The organism is uncultured Thermosynechococcus sp. (genome assembly GCF_938074695.1).
Classification (GTDB): Bacteria; Cyanobacteriota; Cyanobacteriia; order Thermosynechococcales; family Thermosynechococcaceae; genus Thermosynechococcus.
The window spans coordinates 1-17,040 of the sequence record NZ_CALJEM010000059.1 but is presented as its reverse complement, the minus strand read 5'-3'; the positions used below and the strand labels follow the sequence as shown (position 1 = coordinate 17,040).

The window sequence follows — 17,040 nt, the reverse complement described above, 5'->3', positions numbered from 1 at the left end:
AGAGGTGCGCTGGCAATGGCAGCTCTATGAGGAACCCCTTCGGGAACCCCTAGCAACGGCAAAGGGGCGCTGGCGATCGCGCCGTGGGATTCTCCTGCGTCTAGAAAATGACCAGGGCCAAGTGGGCTACGGGGAAATTGCCCCCCTCCCCGGCTGGGGCAGCGAAACCCTCCGTGCCGATATTGCCCTGTGTCAGCAGTTGCCTCGCCACCTGACCGCCGAGATCATTGCCACGCTGCCTGAAACATTACCCGCTGCCCAGTTTGGTTTTGCCACCGCATGGCAGAGTGTGGGGCAGCTCCCCTATCGGGTACGCCCTTGGCCGCTCTGTGCTCTTCTAGGCAGTGGTAGTGCCGCCCTGACTCAGTGGCAGGTGCCTTGGCAGCGGGGCGCAACCACCTTTAAGTGGAAAGTGGGTGTCATGTCCCCAGAAGCTGAGCAGGGGATTCTCAGGGAGTTACTGGCAGTCCTGCCCCAGGGCACACAATTGCGTCTGGATGCCAATGGTGCTTGGGATTTGGCAACTGCTGAGGGCTGGTTCGGCTGGCTGGAGCGTTATGGGGCGGGTAAAATTGAGTATGTGGAGCAACCACTACCCCCGAACCAGCAGCTCGCCCTCCTCACCCTAGCCCGAAGGGTAACTACAGCGATTGCCCTTGATGAGAGTGTGGTCAGTGCACCTGAGTTGAAACGTTGGCTAGAGTGGGGGTGGCCAGGACTCTTTGTGATTAAGCCAGCGCTGTTTGGCTCCCCAGAACGCTTGAATGTCCTGTTGCGTGAAGGTTTAGAACCGCAGCGGCTGGTCTTTTCCTCGGCGCTAGAAGGGGCGATCGCCCGCACGGCAATTTTTCAGCTTTTGGAAACTTGGCAGCCCTGTCGCGCCCTTGGTTTTGGGGTCGAACGCTGGCGATCGGCTCCCCTGCTGACCACCTTGGCTGACTATAGGGCAGAATGGCATCGCCTTAGCAATTATGGTAAAAGTTACTCTAAATAAAATATCTTTGGTATCCCAGAGCAATGACAGGTTTGACCTTGGCCGCCAGTGACTACAGTTTGCTGACGGATCTCTACCAATTGACAATGGCGGCCACCTATGCGGGCGAAGATTTGGCGTGGACGCCTGCCAGTTTTGAACTGAGTGTGCGGCGACTGCCCCGAGGGTGTACCTATTTGGTGGCCATGGGCTTGGCTCAGGTACTGGAATACCTACAGCAGGTGCACTTTACGCCTGAGCAAATTGATTACCTGAAAAGTCTAGCGGTGTTTGAGCGCTCACCCGCTGCCTTTTGGACTCTGTTGAGCCAGAGTCGGTTTCAAGGGGATGTGTGGGCCGTGCCGGAGGGGACGGTTGTCTTTGCCCAAGAACCGCTGCTGCGGATTGAGGCTCCCCTCTGGCAAGCCCAGTGGCTAGAAACCTGTCTGCTGAATATTGTGAACTACCAAACGCTTGTGGCCACCCGCGCTTCACGGCTGCGACAGTTGGTGGGCGAACAGATTGGGCTACTGGAATTTGGCACACGGCGCGCCTTTAGCCCTCAAGCTTCCCTCTGGGCAGCCCGCTCAGCTCTCGCCGTTGGATTTACAGCCACCTCCAATGTCTTGGCAGCGCAGCAACTGGGGGTTGCCCCTACAGGCACGATGGCCCATTCCCTCGTGATGGCGATCGCCACCCTAAGGGGCAGCGAACAGGATGCCTTTACGGTCTTCTTGCACTACTATCCAGAGGGGGCACTCTTGGTGGATACCTATGATACCCTCGCTGCCGTTGCCACCCTTGCCGATCGCCAAGCGGCGGGGGAAATTGTGGTCAAAGCCGTGCGCATTGATTCGGGGGATCTCCTGACTCTTTCTCAGAAAATCCGCCAACTTCTGCCTCAAGCCAAAATCATTGCCAGTGGCGACCTCGATGAAGGGGAAATCCGCCGTTTAATGGCAGGCGGTGCCTGTATTGATGTCTATGGCATTGGCACCAAGCTGGTTACAGGCGACCCTGTCAATGGGGTCTATAAGCTGGTGGAGATCAATGGGCAGGCAGTCATGAAGGTCTCCAGGGGCAAAATGACCTTACCCGGACGCAAGCAAATTTATCGCCGCCCCAGTGGTGATTGCCTTGCCCTTGCCACCGAGGAAAATGTTTGGGGCAGACCCCTCTTGGAACTGGTGATGAAGGAAGGGCGCCCCCTCCATCCACCGGAGTCCTTGGAGACAATTCGCGATCGCCACCGTGCCAGCCTAGCGGAATTGCCCGAAACCCTCTTGGAGGTGACCCAGCCGGTGATCTATTCCCCTGCCCTAGAAGCTTTGATTCAACAGTTACGCCAGCGGCCATGACCATTGCCCTTTTTGGAACCAGTGCCGACCCCCCCACCGCTGCCCATGGGGATATTTTGTGCTGGTTGAGCGATCGCTATGACCGCGTGCTAGTGTGGGCTGCCGATAACCCCTTCAAAGGGCAGCAAACCCCCTTGCCCTATCGCCAAGCCATGCTCAATCTCCTGGTGCGCAGCCTCAACCGCCCCAATATCGAACATCGTCCGGAACTCAGTTATCCCTACACCCTCCATTCCGTCGAGCGGGCAAAGCAGCAGTGGCCCGGTGAGCCGCTCACGCTGGTGGTGGGCAGTGATGTCCTCGCTAAGCTGCCCCAGTGGTATCAGGCCGAAAAACTTCTTGCTCAGGTCAATCTCCTAGTCTTACAGCGCCCCGGTGTGGTTATTGACCCCCCAGATTGGCAGGCCGTGGAACAGCTGTGTTCCCATGTAGAACTGGCCGACTATCGCGGGCCAGCGGTTTCCTCCACCGCTTATCGGCAGCAGCGGGATGAACAGCAACTCCTGCCGGCGATCGCCCAGTATATTCAGCAGCAAGGACTCTACTCCCAGCCATGAGCGCCTCCTCTTTGCCCCTGGCAGAATTTGTCGTCGGCGTGGACAACGTCATTTTCTCCGTGGATACGGATCAAAATCGCCTCCTTGTGCTCTTGGTACAGCGACAACAGTTTCCCTTTGCAGGCTATTGGAGTCTCCCCGGTACCCTTGTGCGGCAGGGGGAATCCCTCGAAGCGGCGGCCTATCGCACCCTCGCGGAAAAAATTCGCGTCAATAACCTCTACCTAGAGCAACTGTACACCTTTGACGAACCGCCCCGAGAGCTGCGCGAGATCCCTAGGCGCTACCTCTCGGTGAGCTACTTTGCTTTGGTGCGTTTTGCCGATGCCGAACTGATTGCAGCGGCGGAGTCTCCGGTGCAGTGGTTTGCCCTCAATGCCTGCCCCGACCTGGCCTTTGATCACAGCAAAATTTTGGCCTATGGACATCGCCGCCTCTGCAATAAGCTGGAGTATAGTCCCGTGGCCTTTGATGTGCTGCCAGAGTATTTCACCCTCAATGATCTGTACCAGTTCTATAGTGCGGTTTTGGGAGCCAACTTTGCCGACTACTCCAATTTTCGCTCCCGCCTCCTGAAACTCGGCATTTTGCAGGATACGCAGCAAAAAGTGATCCGCGGGGCGGGTCGACCGGCAACGCTCTACCGATTTAATCGTGAGGCCTTTGCGCCCCTCAAGGATAAACCCCTGGTCTTTGTTTAATTTTTGAGGAATCTCCATGGCTGTGCATTTGTGGATTGCGCAACTTAACCCCACTGTCGGCAGTCTCAAGGCCAATGCCCAAGCCCTTCTCGCCGCAGTCCACCAGATCCGCAGCCAGCACCCTCTGGATCTACTCATTACCTCTGAGCTAGCGTTGTGTGGCTATCCCCCTAAAGATCTGCTGCTCAACCGCTATTTTGTGGAAGCTATGCAAGCGGAGCTGCACCACCTTGCCGCTGTCCTGCCGCCGGAGGTGGCTGTTTTGGTGGGCACAGTGCTCCCCAATCCCACGGCGGGGGTCAAGGGGGAAAAGCCGCTCTACAACGGCGCAGCACTCCTTCAAGGGGGACAGGTGCAACAGGTCTTTGCCAAGCAGTTGTTGCCCACCTATGATGTCTTTGATGAATGCCGCTATTTTGCCCCCGGCAGTACCGAGAATCTCTTTACTTTAACCACGGCCACGGAGCAAGTGAAAATTGGCGTCACTATCTGTGAAGACCTGTGGAACAATGAGCAGTTTTGGGGAGAGCGGTACTACCAACGCAATCCCGTTGCTGAATTGGTGGCGCAAGGCGCAGAGCTGATTGTGAATCTTTCGGCATCGCCCTACTGTGTGGGAAAGCCTAAGTTGCGGCGGGCCTTGATTGAACATACGGCTCAGCAATATGGCTGCCCCTTGATCTATGCCAATCAGGTGGGGGGCAATGATGACTTGATTTTTGACGGCAGCAGCTTGGCGGTGAATCGGCAGGGGCACATCGTTGGTCAAGCTCAGGGCTTTCAAGAAGATCTCCTCCCCCTGCGCTGGGAAGGGGGAGATTTGCAACCGACGGCGATCGCCCCCCCGGCCAGCAGTGAAACCGAAGAAATTTGGCAAGCCTTGGTTTTGGGAGTGCGGGACTATGCCCGTAAGTGTGGCTTTCAACGGGTGGTGATTGGTCTCAGTGGGGGGATTGATTCCGCCTTAGTGGCGGCCATTGCCACCGCGGCCCTTGGCAACCAACAGGTGTTGGGGGTTTTAATGCCCTCCCCCTATAGTTCGGATCATTCGGTTATTGATGCCAAGGACTTAGCGGCCAATTTGGGCATTGCGACGCAGGTCTTACCGATTGCGCCATTGATGCAAGCCTACAGTGAGGTCTTGGCACCACTCTTTGCCGGTACTCCCAGTGGCGTTGCCGAGGAAAATATCCAAGCCCGCATTCGCGGCACCCTCCTGATGGCGATCGCCAATAAGTTTGGCCACTTACTGATTTCCACAGGCAATAAATCTGAACTGGCGGTGGGCTACTGCACCCTCTACGGCGACATGAATGGCGGGCTAGCGGCCATTGCCGATGTTCCCAAAACCCGTGTCTATGAACTCTGCCATTGGCTAAATCAGCAGGCCGCCCAGGGGTATCCCATTCCCAATCTCACGATTACAGGTTCCGTCGTGATTCCCCCCCATATTCTCACCAAAGCCCCCAGCGCCGAACTCAAGCCCGGCCAAACCGATCAGGATAGCCTACCGCCCTACGAGATTCTCGATGGCATTTTGGCGCGGATGATCGATCGCCACCAGTCAGATCAAGAAATCGCTGCTCAGGGATACGATCTCGATCTTGTGCGGCGGGTGCGCCGCCTAGTTCAACGGGCGGAATTCAAGCGCCAGCAGGCAGCGCCGGGCTTAAAAATTACCGATCGCGCCTTTGGTTCAGGTTGGCGAATGCCGATCGCCGCCCAGTGGTCTGCCTAAGCCAGGCTTAAGGGGAGAGCAAGCCCATGGCTTGGAGTTCTTGGCTGAGGCGCTGGGCTTCCGCAGGATCTTGATCTCGCCATAGGCTAATGGCGTGATGTAGTTTCTCAAGGGCAGCCCTCATCTGCCCTAAGCGCAGCAGCAGTGCCCCCTGATTTTGGTAGGCCAGAGCGCAGGTGGGATCAATCTGTTGTACCCGCTCATAGGTAGCAAGGGCATCGCCCCAGCGTTTTAATTGCTTTTGGGCGTCCGCTAGCCGCAGGTAGGTGGCAAGATGCATCACCTCAGGGGTGGGTGTTTCTAAAGCCGTTTCATAGGCTGCAATTGCCGCTTGCCACTCGCCGCGTTCGGCATAGAGATTCCCCTGCTGATAGTGGAGTTCATGGGCGATCGCCGGGGGGAGTGTCTTGGCCCTTAAGCCCTGTTCTAAACACTGCTGAGCCTGCTCCAGGTCACCTCTGGCCAGATAGACACCGGCAAGTTTACTCCACAGGTAGGCATCCTCAGGGTGCTGCTCAAGATAGCGGCGCATGATCCGTTCAGCGCGCTCCTGTTTTTGTTGTCGCTGAGCGCCAAGATAGCCGCTGTGGACAATCGCAACCCCATTCACTTGCGCAATTTGCCAGTGGGGTTCCCGCTGTTGTAGGGCAAGAGCGCTGTCATCAATTGTTTCGTGGTAGGCACGCTGAAAGAAGAGGTCTGGATGGTGACGAAAGAGCCGAGACACATAGGTGTAGGGGGGCACCACACCCAATTCCTGCCGTAGGAGTGTCACCACAAGCCACCGGGGTTGTTGGCAAATCTCAGGCAGTGCAGCAGCAAAGGCGGGAGTGAGGGTTTCATCGGCATCAAGAACCAGCACCCACTCCGTCGTGACATATTTCAGGGCAATGTTGCGAGCTGCAGCAAAATCCTCTTCCCAAGGAGCTTCATAGACCCGCGCCCCCCAATCGCGGGCGATCGCCACCGTATCATCCTGGGAGCCTGTATCCACAATCACCGCCTCATCCACAACACCAGCCACACTGGCAAGGCAATGGGGCAAGCGTTCCGCCTCGTCGCGCACAATCATGCAGAGGGTAATGGCCATAGGAACTAGGCAAAGTCACCAATCAGCTTGACTTCTGGGTGCAACCACACCGACCAGCGATCGGCCACCGCCCTTTGCACATGGCGGATCAAACGATAGACATCCATGGCCGTTGCCCCGCCACAGTTGAGGATAAAGTTGGCATGTTTTTCAGACACTTGAGCACGGCCAATCTGATAGCCCTTCAGACCCGTTTGCTCAATTAACCAACCCGCTGTTTGCGCGGGGGGATTGCGAAAGACACTGCCACAGTTGGGGAAATCATAGGGCTGCGTCCGCAGGCGATCGCTCAGGTGTTTTTGGGTTGCTGCCTTGACTTGCGCCGGATCATGGCCGGGTTCCAACTGCCATGTAGCTTGCAGTACCAGGCGCTGCGTCTCCTGAAGACAGGAGGTGCGGTAGGCATAGCCCAACTCCCGTGCCGACACTACTGCCAACGTGCCATCGGGTTCTAAAATAACTGCCGACACCAGCCGCTCCGCTGCACAGCCACCGTGGGCACCCGCATTCATCACCACTGCCCCGCCTACGGTGCCGGGGATGCCGACCATCCACTCCAGACCGTGCCAGCCCAGTTTTGCCACATGGTGAGCCAACCTAGGCAAGGGATAACCCGCCCCTACCGTGAGCTGTCCAGTCTCTAAATCACTTTTGAGATAGCGTAGATGCTTGGTGGAGATCACTAGCCCCGGCACCCCGCGATCGCTGACCAACAGATTAGACCCTGCCCCCAAAACGGTAATCGGCAGTTCCTGTGCCTGTGCCCAGGTATAGGCCGCTTGCAATTCGGCAACTGTACGGGGTTCCACTAACCATTCGGCAGAGCCACCCACACCGAGGGTGGTAAATTCCGCAAGGGAAACTTGACGTTGCAGGGGGCACTGGGTTTGTGGCAGGCAGGCCAAGGTCATAGGGCGATCGCCTCGGTAAGGGAAGAGACACTTAATTGTGCTTGATCCGCCATGACAGACGGAATCAGTTGATTGAGGTTGCCAGCCCCCAGGAAGATAACCAGATCTCCCGGTTGCAGCAACTGTGCCAGGCGATTTTGTACCGCTTCAAGGGTAGGACAGTAATCCACGGAAGGATGATACTGGCGGGTATAGGTGGCAACATCAGCCCCACTAATTGTGCCGGGATTAGGTTCGCCGGCACCATAAATATCCGTCAAGATCACGTGATCCGCCGCGGTGAAGCAGCGGGCAAAGGCATCGAGAAAGGTTTGTGTACGGCTATAGCGATGGGGTTGAAACACCGCTACGATCCGTTGCCAAGGGGCTTGAGTACCCGCTTGCAGACGGGCTGCCTCTAGGGTTGCCCTAATTTCGCTGGGGTGGTGCGCATAGTCATCAATGAAGCGAATCCCATTCACCTGTCCGCGTTCTTCAAAGCGGCGGCGGGCACCGCGGAACTCCAAAAGGGCAGCAGCAATGGTGGCAAAGTCAATGCCAAGATAACGTCCCACTGCAATCACCGCCAGGGCATTTTGCAGGTTGTGGGCTCCCAGGACATTCAGTTGCAGAATTCCAAGGGAGGTGCCCCGCTCCCAAACCCGTGCCGTCGTGCCCTCAAAGGTGTATTGAATATGATCTACACAATAGTCCACCGCCGCTTGCCGCTGAAGGCTATAGGTCAACAGGCGCGGGTGGTGCAGGCGATCGCGGATATTCGGACAGTCGGCACAGCCAATCACAATCTCTGCCTGATTGGCAAACTGCTGAAACGTGGCCACTACTTCTTCAAGAGAATGGTAGTGATCGGGGTGGTCAAGCTCGATATTAGTAATGACGCCAATATGGGGATGGAATTTGCGCAGGGAGCCATCGGACTCATCCGCTTCAGCAACAAGGTAAGGACCTTGACCCACACGGGCGTTGCCCTGCCAAGCCGCCACTTCACCGCCGACAATAATTGTTGGATCCAGCCCCGCCTGCAACAGCAGATAGGCAATCATGCTGCTGGTGGTTGTCTTGCCGTGGGTACCAGCAACGGCAATACTTTGGCTGCGGTGCATCAGTGCAGCCAACACATCGGAACGGTGAAAAATGGGACAGCCTAACTCTTGAGCCGCTTGATATTCGGGGTTATCGCTGCGAATGGCAGTGGAGCAGATGACTTGAGGAAGAGGGGTAAAGGGATAGCTTTCAAGGTTGGCGGCACTCTGGCCAATAAAAATCTGCACACCTAACTCAGCCAGTTGCTCGGTCAAACGGTTAGGGTGCAAATCTGACCCAGAGACCTTAAAGCCCTGCTTGGCAAGAATATAGGCAAGGGCTGACATACCAATACCACCAATGCCAATGAAGTGGAATGGACGCTCGCTAAACTCCATCACTGGCCGCTTTGCCACAAACAACTCCTTCGCTCCACCCAAAAGAAGTACCTTAAAGTTAACTAGCTAGTATCAATAGACTAATATCAATGAATAGACGAATACCAGTAAGCATAAATTCCTAGGCTCATCATAGCAGGTCGCCCTCCCTCCCTATGGGCTAATACTGGCAGATCCAAGGCAAATATGTCATCCTCAGCCAATAATTTCTCGCAAACAGTTTCTCCCTGATGCTTTGACCATAGTTCTGCTTGGACATGGGGAGATTCGACAAAGAATAAACTCTAGCAGAGACAAATTCAGTGCGGTGTAAGGTAGAAGGTTGATACCGCCTTGTCGGTGTGTTGTTATCTTGCTGAGGACTGGGAATGCTGACGAACTTACTGGCTTGGAGTATGGCGATCGCCAGTTTAGGTTTGTATCTGTTGGGGTTCTTCCTACCGGAGCTGTACCGTAGGTTTGATCTGATAGCCAGTGGCGCGGGATTATTCTTTGCTTTGACCCTGTGGATCTATGGCGATCGCCTTGGCGGGGGCTTACTTTTGGGAACAACAGCCGCCGTAGCTCTAATTCTTTGGTTTGGTTGGCAGACCCTCAGCTATCGCTGGCAACTCACTTACCCCGGCGATCGCACCGATACCCAAAAAGCCCAAGCTCTTTGGCAAAAAGTCCGGTCTCTGCTGCCCGCAGGTGCCCTTGCCAAAATCGGTGAACAACTGCAAGGTCTGATCGCTCCCCTGCGCGATCGCCTCCAGAAGCAGCCGGATCGCCCCCCGCTGCCCGTGGATACCCCACCCCCGCCCATGGATACCGGCAACATCAAAGAAGACCTGTGGACAGGGGAAACAGCGACCTCCGGTACCGCTGCTCAACAATCTACCCCTTCCCCAGGATCAGAACAAGCTGCCGAACCTGAACCGACACCAACACCCCTTGAAGAAACAACGACTGGCGCCACCGCCGCTACTCCAACAGACACACCGACTAACCTGCCTCCCGCAGGAGTTACCGAAACACCCACATCACCCCCAGTGACTGCCCCAGAGGAGCCTAGTGTTGAGGCACCGCAGCCGCCAACTGCCAGCACCCCAGAGGAGCCAGAACCGGCAACGGCGACGGCTTCGGAAGACCCTGTGGCCAGCTCGCAAGAACAAGCTCCTCCTGAAACCGTAGCAGTGACGCTCCCTGAGACAGCAGTGGATGCTCCAGAACCCACGGTGACCCCTGAATCGCACACCTCTGCCGCCGGTCTCCTAGGGAATATTCCCGAAAGTAGCGACAGTGAAGATGAGGCTACCCCAGAGGGGTCAACCATTGAGAATCCAGAGCATCCTGCCCCTGAGGACGATGACTGGCCGCCCCGTGAAGCCCGTCTTTAATAAAGTCATGAATCCCTGACTTTTTACTTCTTTATTTTCTCCGAGGCAAACCTTAATAGAATCTTAATTTTCCCCTAACTTTCCCCAAAAATTCCTCAATTTTCCCAAGGTTTTCCACAGATTAAGGGGGAGTTTTCCACAGGTCTTCACGGTGGGATGGCATTTCAAGCCATTTCTGGGGATAACCGCCTGTGGCGGGTTGGGGAAAACGTGAGGCGCGCTAAAAGTCTGGAAATGCTCATTCTGTCGTGGATTGCGATCGCCAAGATAGGTGAAAACAAGGATTGACAGACCCTAGGACAACCCGGACAATGGAGTTCCACGGATAGAGATTTGCTTGCTCTGAAACCCTGTGAAAGAGGCTTCAATCCCGCTTCCAGACTGAAGCTTGGGGATGGAGTCAGGGCTTTTGTCGGCGTTTTCCACAGGTTCACTGAGAGCGAGCGGATTGCCCCTGCGATTTTATCTTGGTTTTATTGAGGTAACTCACGGTATGAACGCTCAAGCCACCATCAGTATTCTGGCCGAGATTCCAGAGGAGCTACATGAAACCCTGAAATACTACCTCGAACGGCATCCCGACTGGGATCAGGATCGCGTTTTTGTGGCTGCACTGTCGCTCTTTTTGCTGCAAAATGGAGAATGCGATCGCCGCACGGCACGGGTCTATCTCGACTCGTTGTTTAAGCGATCCTAACCCCTTTGGAGGGCAACAAAACGGGTGAGTGAGGTAGATGTCGCAATTGTGGGGGGTGGCCTCAGCGGCCTGAGTACTGCTTGGCGGTTGCAGCAAACCGCTCCTCAGTACAGCCTGGTTCTCCTAGAGGCCAGCGATCGCCTTGGCGGCAATATCACGACGCAAGCAGCAGAGGGCTTTATCTGGGAATTAGGCCCCAATAGCTTTGCGCCTACACCTGCTTTACTGCAACTAATTGCTGAGGTGGGTTTACAGTCCGAGCTGATTCGGGGCGATCGCCACCTACCGCGCTACATCTACTGGCGGGGGCAACTCTACCCCCTAGAACCCACCCGTCCCCTTGCCTTGGTCACCTCAAATCTTCTTAGCCCTTGGGGAAAAGTGCGGGCCGCCCTTGGCGCGTTAGGGTTTGTCCCCCCCTATCTAGGCAGCGGCGACGAATCGGTGAGTTCCTTTTTCCGCCGCCATTTGGGGCAAGAGGTGGTTGAACGGCTGGTATCCCCCTTTGTCTCTGGGGTTTATGCGGGTGATCCACAACAGTTGAGTGTCGCTGCGGCGTTTCGCCGTATTGCTCAACTGGAGAAACTAGGCGGTGGCCTCATTGCCGGTGCCCTGCGCCTACGGCGTCAACAGCCCCCTCAACCAAAGCCCCTTGCGGATGTGCAGATGCGCGCCGGGGAACTTGGCTCCTTTAAGCAAGGCCTAGCCGCGCTGCCTCGGGCGATCGCCCAGCACCTGAAGGCACCGATTCATCTAGAAACCCCCGTTCAAGAGATCACCCCAGAACCTAAGGGTGGCTACTTGCTGCGCAGTGGGGAGCAAACATGGCACGCCCGCAGTGTTGTGTTGGCAACGCCCGCCTATCAAAGCGCAGCGTTGGTGGCACCTTTTCGGCCGGCGATCGCCCAGGTTTTGGCCAGCATTCCCTATCCCACCGTCGCCTGTGTGGTCTTGGCCTATCCCGCTGGACTAGGGCGCAGCGTCCGCCCCGGCTTTGGGGTACTGATTCCTCGCAGTCAGGGCATCCGTACCCTTGGCACCATTTGGTCGTCCTGTCTCTTTCCCCAACGTACTCCCGCCGGTTGGCAAGTCTTTACGAGTTTTATTGGCGGTGCCACCGATCCTGATTTGGCCAGCCTGAGCGAAGAAGCCATTGTCCAGCAGGTTCAGCAGGATTTGAGCCGACTCCTTGAGCTACCTGCCGCCAAGGCACGGTTACTTGGTATGAAGGTATGGCAGCGGGCGATTCCCCAATACATGGTGGGCTACCCTGAGCAGTGGCAGCAGGTGACCGATGCCCTGCGTCAAACCCCTGGCCTTTTCCTGTGTAGTAACTATGCTGAGGGTGTCGCCTTGGGCGATCGCGTTGACCATGGCAATCGAACTGCCGCTGCTGTTACTGCCTACCTTTCAGGAGGCCACCCCTAGGGATGTCGCTGTCGGACTATATGCATGCGGCGCTTGAGCGGGCTGTCTATCACTTCAATAGGGAGGATGGCCTCATCTACGGTGAAATCCCTGGCTTGGAGGGTGTGCGTGGCAAAGGCAAAACAGTCCTTGAGTGTCGTGAGCATCTCTGCGAACTCTTGGAGGATTGGATCTATTTCCATGTCTCGCGGGGAATTCCTGTCCCTGTCATCAACGGCATTGAAGTTCCTGTGCGCGAGATTTTCTAATTTTTAGGGAAAGCCTTGGCATTCTCAATGAGGGGGCGATCGCTCCTCTGTGACATAAACGAGCAAACATAGCCTAAGATTATCGGTAAGGTCAACGAAGCGATACATCCGCTCTACTAAGGAGGACATCACCCTATGGCACTCGTACCCATGCGCTTGCTGCTGGATCACGCAGCCGAAAATGGTTACGGCATTCCCGCCTTCAACGTCAACAACATGGAGCAAATCCAAGCCATCATGCAGGCAGCCCATGAAACCGACAGTCCCGTGATTTTGCAAGCCTCGCGGGGTGCCCGTAAATATGCCGGAGAAAACTTCCTGCGTCACCTGATTTTGGCTGCGGTGGAAACCTACCCCCACATTCCCGTTGTCATGCACCAAGACCATGGTAACGAGCCTGCCACCTGCTACTCTGCTATTCGCAACGGCTTTACCAGTGTGATGATGGATGGCTCCCTCCTCGCCGACGCCAAAACCCCCGCCAGCTATGAATACAACGTTGCCGTCACCAGTGAAGTAGTGAAAGTCGCGCACTCCATTGGGGTTTCCGTAGAAGGCGAGCTGGGCTGCCTTGGCTCCTTGGAAACCGGTAAAGGGGAAGCCGAAGATGGCCACGGGTTTGAAGGTGCCCTCGATCACTCGATGCTGCTCACCGACCCGGATCAGGCCGTGGATTTTGTGGAGCGCACCCAAGTGGATGCCTTGGCGGTGGCCATTGGCACCAGCCACGGTGCCTATAAATTTAGCCGCAAACCCACCGGTGAAATTCTTGCCATCAGCCGCGTGGAAGAAATCCACCGCCGTCTGCCCAACACCCACCTGGTGATGCACGGTTCTAGCTCAGTGCCCCAAGACTTGATTGACATTATTAACCAGTACGGTGGTGCCATTCCCGAAACCTATGGCGTGCCTGTAGAAGAAATCCAAAAGGGGATCAAGAGTGGCGTGCGTAAAATCAACATTGACACCGATAACCGCCTAGCGATTACCGCTGCGGTACGTGAAGCCTTGGCCTTAGCACCCAAGGAATTTGACCCCCGTCACTTCTTGAAGCCGTCCATTAAATATATGCAAAAAGTCTGTGCCGATCGCTATCAGCAATTTGGTACCGCCGGCAACGCCAGTAAAATTAAGCAACTCAGCCTCGATGACTATGCCGCCAAATATGCCAAAGGTGAACTCAAACAAGTGACTCAGAAAACCGTGGTGGTCTAGCCGGTCGGCAATGGCTGAGCAACCATAAAAATTCGATAGAGGGTGGCAACGGTCACCCTTTTTTGTTTGAATCAATAATTTGCAATACTTTTGTCAATTGACTCAACGGGCTTGGAGGGACTCGAACCCCCGACCTGCTGATCCGTAGTCAGCCGCTCTAATCCACTAAGCTACAAGCCCAAGTCAGGAACACTATAGTAGCATGAATTCCAAGCAAGATGAAAGGGGGGATAGAAAATTTGCTCATTGTATGCCATCGTCGGGAGCGAAGGCCGTTGACCTAAACGGAGGGGATTCATGCTGAAGAAATACCACCGTTGGTTGCTGATGACTCCCCATCTACCGCGATCGCCAGTGGCTTTTGGTCTGAGTCTGGCTGCGCTTGCCCTACTAGATTGCGGTGCCAATCTTGTCTTTACTCACCTTAAACAGACTACCCCCAACCTTATTACTGGGTTGATTGCCGGTACCTTTGACACCAGTTTTGCCCCAGAGGTCTGGCTAGCGGTTATCGGTCTGACCTTAGGCACATTAATTATCGTCATTTCGATTGCGGCGCAAAATATTCCCAAGATTACTGAACTGTACATGCAGGACTGGACAAGCCTGATCTACGTTTGGTGTCTGCTGTTGGGGGGTGCCCATATCTTCTACATCAAGATTTTGCAAACCTTGGGAAGGCAGCCCGTTGGCAGCCTCCTCTTAAATTTATATGGGCTATTACCCTTGGCGATTTTGACGGCACTGCCCTACATCTTCTATATCCTCAAGTCCATTCAGCCAGAAAGCGTGGCTCAGCAAATTTACCGTCGCCAGTATCACTACATGGCCCAACTTGGTGTTGTTCTCAAGGAGGGGGGAGGCTATCCAGCGCAGTTCTTGCGCCGTAGTCAAGCTTATCTACTTGAGGGACTGAACCAACTGGAGGATCTGCTAACCTATGTGGCCTTTCGCGGAGCACAAGCCGAGATTATTGGCGTGGTCAGTGAATTGCTTCAGCACTATATCAGTTGCAAGCCCAATTATCCAGCCTATTTTTTTCGCCTCAGCGGTGCGGTGATGGGAGATATTGCCTTCAAGACGATGTTTGACCAGTTTAGCCAGATTGAAGAGAACCACACCTTCTATGAGCAGAAGTGCTTTCGGCTCCTAGGGAATGCCTATGTACGCTTTTTGGAGGAGGAGCAGTTTCCTTTGGCGTCGCTGTGTGGCTCTGAAATGTGTGCGATCGCCCACCCCATTCTCAGTATGGGCGATGACACGTTACTGGAGTTAATCGTCATTCGCTTCAATACGATGATGCGCTTTGCCATTAAACACGGCAGCCGCCACAATGAGGCCCGCCATCTCTATAACTTGGCCTTTCACTATCGGCGGTTTATTGAGAGTCTGGTTCACTACCAACGACCCCACCTCACGCAAAAATGTGTGAATTATCTGCGTACCTACGGCAATGAAGTGTATGAGCTGGCGCAGAGTAGTCCCGCCCTTTATTTCATCGTTGATGTCTTTGCCGCCGAGTTAAAGAAGATATTAATCCTCGTGAACGAGCAGCGGTGGCAAGAGCAACTGCAATTGGAACTCCTAGAGGAGATGCTGCGCTTGGATAGCCCTCCAGAACTGCGCCAACTCCAAAATGGCGATCGCGGCAGAAGTACGGGGGTGGGGGTTCGCCTGCTGCAAATGGGACTTGCTCTGTTTTACTTAGCGCGGCAGCAACCCCAGTTTGCCCAGCGGATTGTCGAGGACATGGTGGAGGATGTCGCGGTTCTTGGATTGTCAGAATTCAAACGCCTCTTTCAGCAAAATTGCGATCGCCTACGTCATGCTCAGCCCAAGTTTTGGGAGGACACGGATCGCGGCAATGCCAATTTGTACTATTCAGAAGACATAGAGCAACTTCCTGTCCTGCAAGCCCTTGTGGAGCGTGCCTGTGACACCCTTAGGATAGCTCAGCTCTCCTAAAGCATGGTATAGTAAAAAATCTGAGGGCGAGTGGCGAAATGGTAGACGCACTACACTCAAAATGTAGCGGGGTTTCCCCATGTCAGTTCGAGTCTGACCTCGCCCATTCATTCAACCGCCACCAAACACTTGAATATTGGCAAAGGCACAGACCGGTGAGCCATGACCGACACGAATGGCTTGGTTAGGTTCTCCCTTACCACAAAACGGTGTCCCAAAAATCTCAAAGGTGGAGGCGTCTCCCACAGCAATTAGACTCTGCCAAAATTCAGGGGTTGTGCCCCGATAGTTGGGATTGCGCACTGTCCGCGTTAGGCAGCCATTTTCTATCAGCTTGGCATACTCACAGCCAAACTGAAATTTGAGGCGATAGTCGTCAATAGACCAGGAGCGATTGGATTCCATGTACACCCCAAATTCAATGTTGGCAATGATCTCGGCAAAGGACTGCGTCCCCGGCTCAATATTCAGATTCGCCATCCGGTCAATGGGGGGACGATTCCAAGAACAGGCGCGGGCGTTAGCAACACCGGGAACCCCGGCTCGCTGCTGACTTTCGAGACTGCCCAACCCCCGCAGGAGGCGTCCTTCCTTGATGAGATACATGCGCTGGGCAGGCACTCCCAAGTCATCAAAGGCGTAGCTTGCAAGCTCGCCGGGAATGGTTGGATCGAAGGTGACATTCAAAAGGGGAGAGCCATACTGTCGCTGACCAAAGTCTTCAAGGCGAATAAAACTGCCGCCGGCGTAGTTGCGCTCATCTCCCAAAATGCGGTCTAGTTCCAGGGGATGGCCAATGCTCTCATGGATTTGCAGCATCATTTGGTCAGGAGCGAGTACCAAGGTGGTCGTGGTTTCTGGACACGCCGGGGCGCTGAGGAGTTCAACGGCCTGCTCGCCAATGTGACGGGCGCGATCGCTCAACTGATCCGCCCTCAGCCACTCCCATCCGCCTTGGTAACAGCGGGCTAACCAACCGTGATCGGTTCGTTGCTGAATGACGCCTGCCGCCTGAGCCGTGGCGCTCATATCGGTGAGGACTTGGTAAAACTGCTGTTCAATTTGACCACCGTCACTGGTGAACCACTGACTAGTCGTCTCTACGGTTTGCACAAAGGCACGGGTTTGCACGATGTCGTCACTCACCTTGAGGCTCTGGCAAATGTCCTTGAGCAGGTGATTCACCTCGGCTGCTGAAAGTTGGTTAAAAGGTTGCTGTTGGGGTGATCGATAGTATCCCTTGCCCTTGCCCCGTGCCGCCGGCGTAAAGTTAAAGATTCGCCAATGGTTAGCGGCTTTGGCCTGTTGATAGGCTGTTTGGATGGCGGCATGGAGAGCAGTTGGTTGGAGATTAGGGGT

General features: G+C 55.1%; 16 protein-coding genes and 2 tRNA genes. 13 read left to right on the top strand and 5 right to left on the bottom strand.

The window, feature by feature from the left end; translation table 11 throughout:
• The first annotated feature begins 4 nt into the window (after positions 1-4).
• Genes Q0683_RS08740 through Q0683_RS08720 form a run of 5 tightly spaced genes read left to right on the top strand, consistent with a single transcriptional unit; the run spans position 5 to position 5,327 of the window.
• Positions 5-994 (top strand): o-succinylbenzoate synthase, encoded by a 990-nt coding sequence (locus tag Q0683_RS08740; RefSeq protein WP_298977332.1) that lies wholly within the window; start codon positions 5-7, stop codon positions 992-994.
• Positions 995-1,017: 23 nt separating this feature from the next.
• Positions 1,018-2,331 carry a nicotinate phosphoribosyltransferase gene (locus tag Q0683_RS08735; RefSeq protein ID WP_298612930.1) on the top strand — a complete coding sequence of 438 codons (1,314 nt, stop codon included), beginning with the start codon at positions 1,018-1,020 and terminating at the stop codon, positions 2,329-2,331.
• Positions 2,328-2,888, top strand: coding sequence for a nicotinate-nucleotide adenylyltransferase (locus Q0683_RS08730; protein WP_298612927.1), 561 nt, complete (start codon positions 2,328-2,330; stop codon positions 2,886-2,888). The genes Q0683_RS08735 and Q0683_RS08730 overlap by 4 nt, the downstream gene beginning before the upstream one ends.
• Entirely contained in the window at positions 2,885-3,589 is a 705-nt protein-coding gene (locus Q0683_RS08725) for an NrtR DNA-binding winged helix domain-containing protein (protein ID WP_298612922.1), read from the top strand. The genes Q0683_RS08730 and Q0683_RS08725 overlap by 4 nt, the downstream gene beginning before the upstream one ends.
• A 16-nt stretch (positions 3,590-3,605) precedes the next feature.
• Positions 3,606-5,327: an NAD+ synthase gene (locus Q0683_RS08720; RefSeq protein ID WP_298617835.1), complete on the top strand. Its 1,722-nt coding sequence runs from the start codon at positions 3,606-3,608 to the stop codon at positions 5,325-5,327.
• A gap of 7 nt (positions 5,328-5,334) precedes the next feature.
• On the opposite strand, the gene Q0683_RS08715 is transcribed toward Q0683_RS08720, so the two are convergent.
• The 3 genes from Q0683_RS08715 to murC are packed head-to-tail and all read right to left on the bottom strand — an operon-like array spanning position 5,335 to position 8,749.
• Complete coding sequence (locus Q0683_RS08715; protein ID WP_298612916.1) at positions 5,335-6,417, bottom strand: glycosyltransferase; 1,083 nt, start codon at positions 6,415-6,417, stop codon at positions 5,335-5,337.
• 5 nt (positions 6,418-6,422) lie between these two features.
• Positions 6,423-7,328, bottom strand: coding sequence for a UDP-N-acetylmuramate dehydrogenase (gene murB, locus Q0683_RS08710; protein WP_298977329.1), 906 nt, complete (start codon positions 7,326-7,328; stop codon positions 6,423-6,425).
• Positions 7,325-8,749, bottom strand: a complete 1,425-nt coding sequence (murC, locus tag Q0683_RS08705; RefSeq protein WP_366142739.1) for a UDP-N-acetylmuramate--L-alanine ligase — start codon at positions 8,747-8,749, stop codon at positions 7,325-7,327. Before murC ends, murB begins: the two co-directional genes overlap by 4 nt.
• A gap of 368 nt (positions 8,750-9,117) precedes the next feature.
• Between murC and Q0683_RS08700 the strand changes: the two genes are divergently transcribed.
• The 6 genes from Q0683_RS08700 (at position 9,118) to fba (ending at position 13,716) form a co-directional block, all read left to right on the top strand.
• The gene (locus Q0683_RS08700) at positions 9,118-10,128 is read left to right on the top strand and encodes a Ycf66 family protein (protein ID WP_298977327.1); all 1,011 of its coding nucleotides are present in this window, start codon (positions 9,118-9,120) and stop codon (positions 10,126-10,128) included.
• Positions 10,129-10,284: 156 nt separating this feature from the next.
• Positions 10,285-10,416 carry a hypothetical protein gene (locus Q0683_RS08695; protein WP_298612905.1) on the top strand — a complete coding sequence of 44 codons (132 nt, stop codon included), beginning with the start codon at positions 10,285-10,287 and terminating at the stop codon, positions 10,414-10,416.
• Positions 10,417-10,621: 205 nt separating this feature from the next.
• On the top strand, positions 10,622-10,825 hold the full coding sequence (locus Q0683_RS08690) for a DUF2811 domain-containing protein (RefSeq protein WP_011056228.1): 204 nt from the start codon (positions 10,622-10,624) through the stop codon (positions 10,823-10,825).
• A 24-nt stretch (positions 10,826-10,849) separates the two neighbouring features.
• Positions 10,850-12,253 (top strand): protoporphyrinogen oxidase, encoded by a 1,404-nt coding sequence (gene hemG, locus Q0683_RS08685; RefSeq protein ID WP_298977324.1) that lies wholly within the window; start codon positions 10,850-10,852, stop codon positions 12,251-12,253.
• Between the two features lie 2 nt (positions 12,254-12,255).
• Positions 12,256-12,501, top strand: a complete 246-nt coding sequence (locus Q0683_RS08680) for a type II toxin-antitoxin system HicB family antitoxin (protein WP_298612899.1) — start codon at positions 12,256-12,258, stop codon at positions 12,499-12,501.
• A gap of 135 nt (positions 12,502-12,636) precedes the next feature.
• Entirely contained in the window at positions 12,637-13,716 is a 1,080-nt protein-coding gene (gene fba / locus Q0683_RS08675) for a class II fructose-bisphosphate aldolase (RefSeq protein WP_298612897.1), read from the top strand.
• A 106-nt stretch (positions 13,717-13,822) separates the two neighbouring features.
• Here the strand turns inward: fba and Q0683_RS08670 are convergent.
• Positions 13,823-13,896: transfer RNA gene (locus Q0683_RS08670), tRNA-Arg, on the bottom strand.
• 117 nt (positions 13,897-14,013) lie between these two features.
• Here Q0683_RS08670 and Q0683_RS08665 point away from each other — a divergent pair.
• On the top strand, positions 14,014-15,681 hold the full coding sequence (locus tag Q0683_RS08665) for a hypothetical protein (RefSeq protein ID WP_298977321.1): 1,668 nt from the start codon (positions 14,014-14,016) through the stop codon (positions 15,679-15,681).
• A gap of 24 nt (positions 15,682-15,705) precedes the next feature.
• Positions 15,706-15,787: transfer RNA gene (locus Q0683_RS08660), tRNA-Leu, on the top strand.
• Positions 15,788-15,792: 5 nt separating this feature from the next.
• On the opposite strand, the gene Q0683_RS08655 is transcribed toward Q0683_RS08660, so the two are convergent.
• The coding region (locus Q0683_RS08655) for a TldD/PmbA family protein (RefSeq protein ID WP_298977319.1) at positions 15,793-17,040 on the bottom strand (1,248 nt) is incomplete at its 5' end.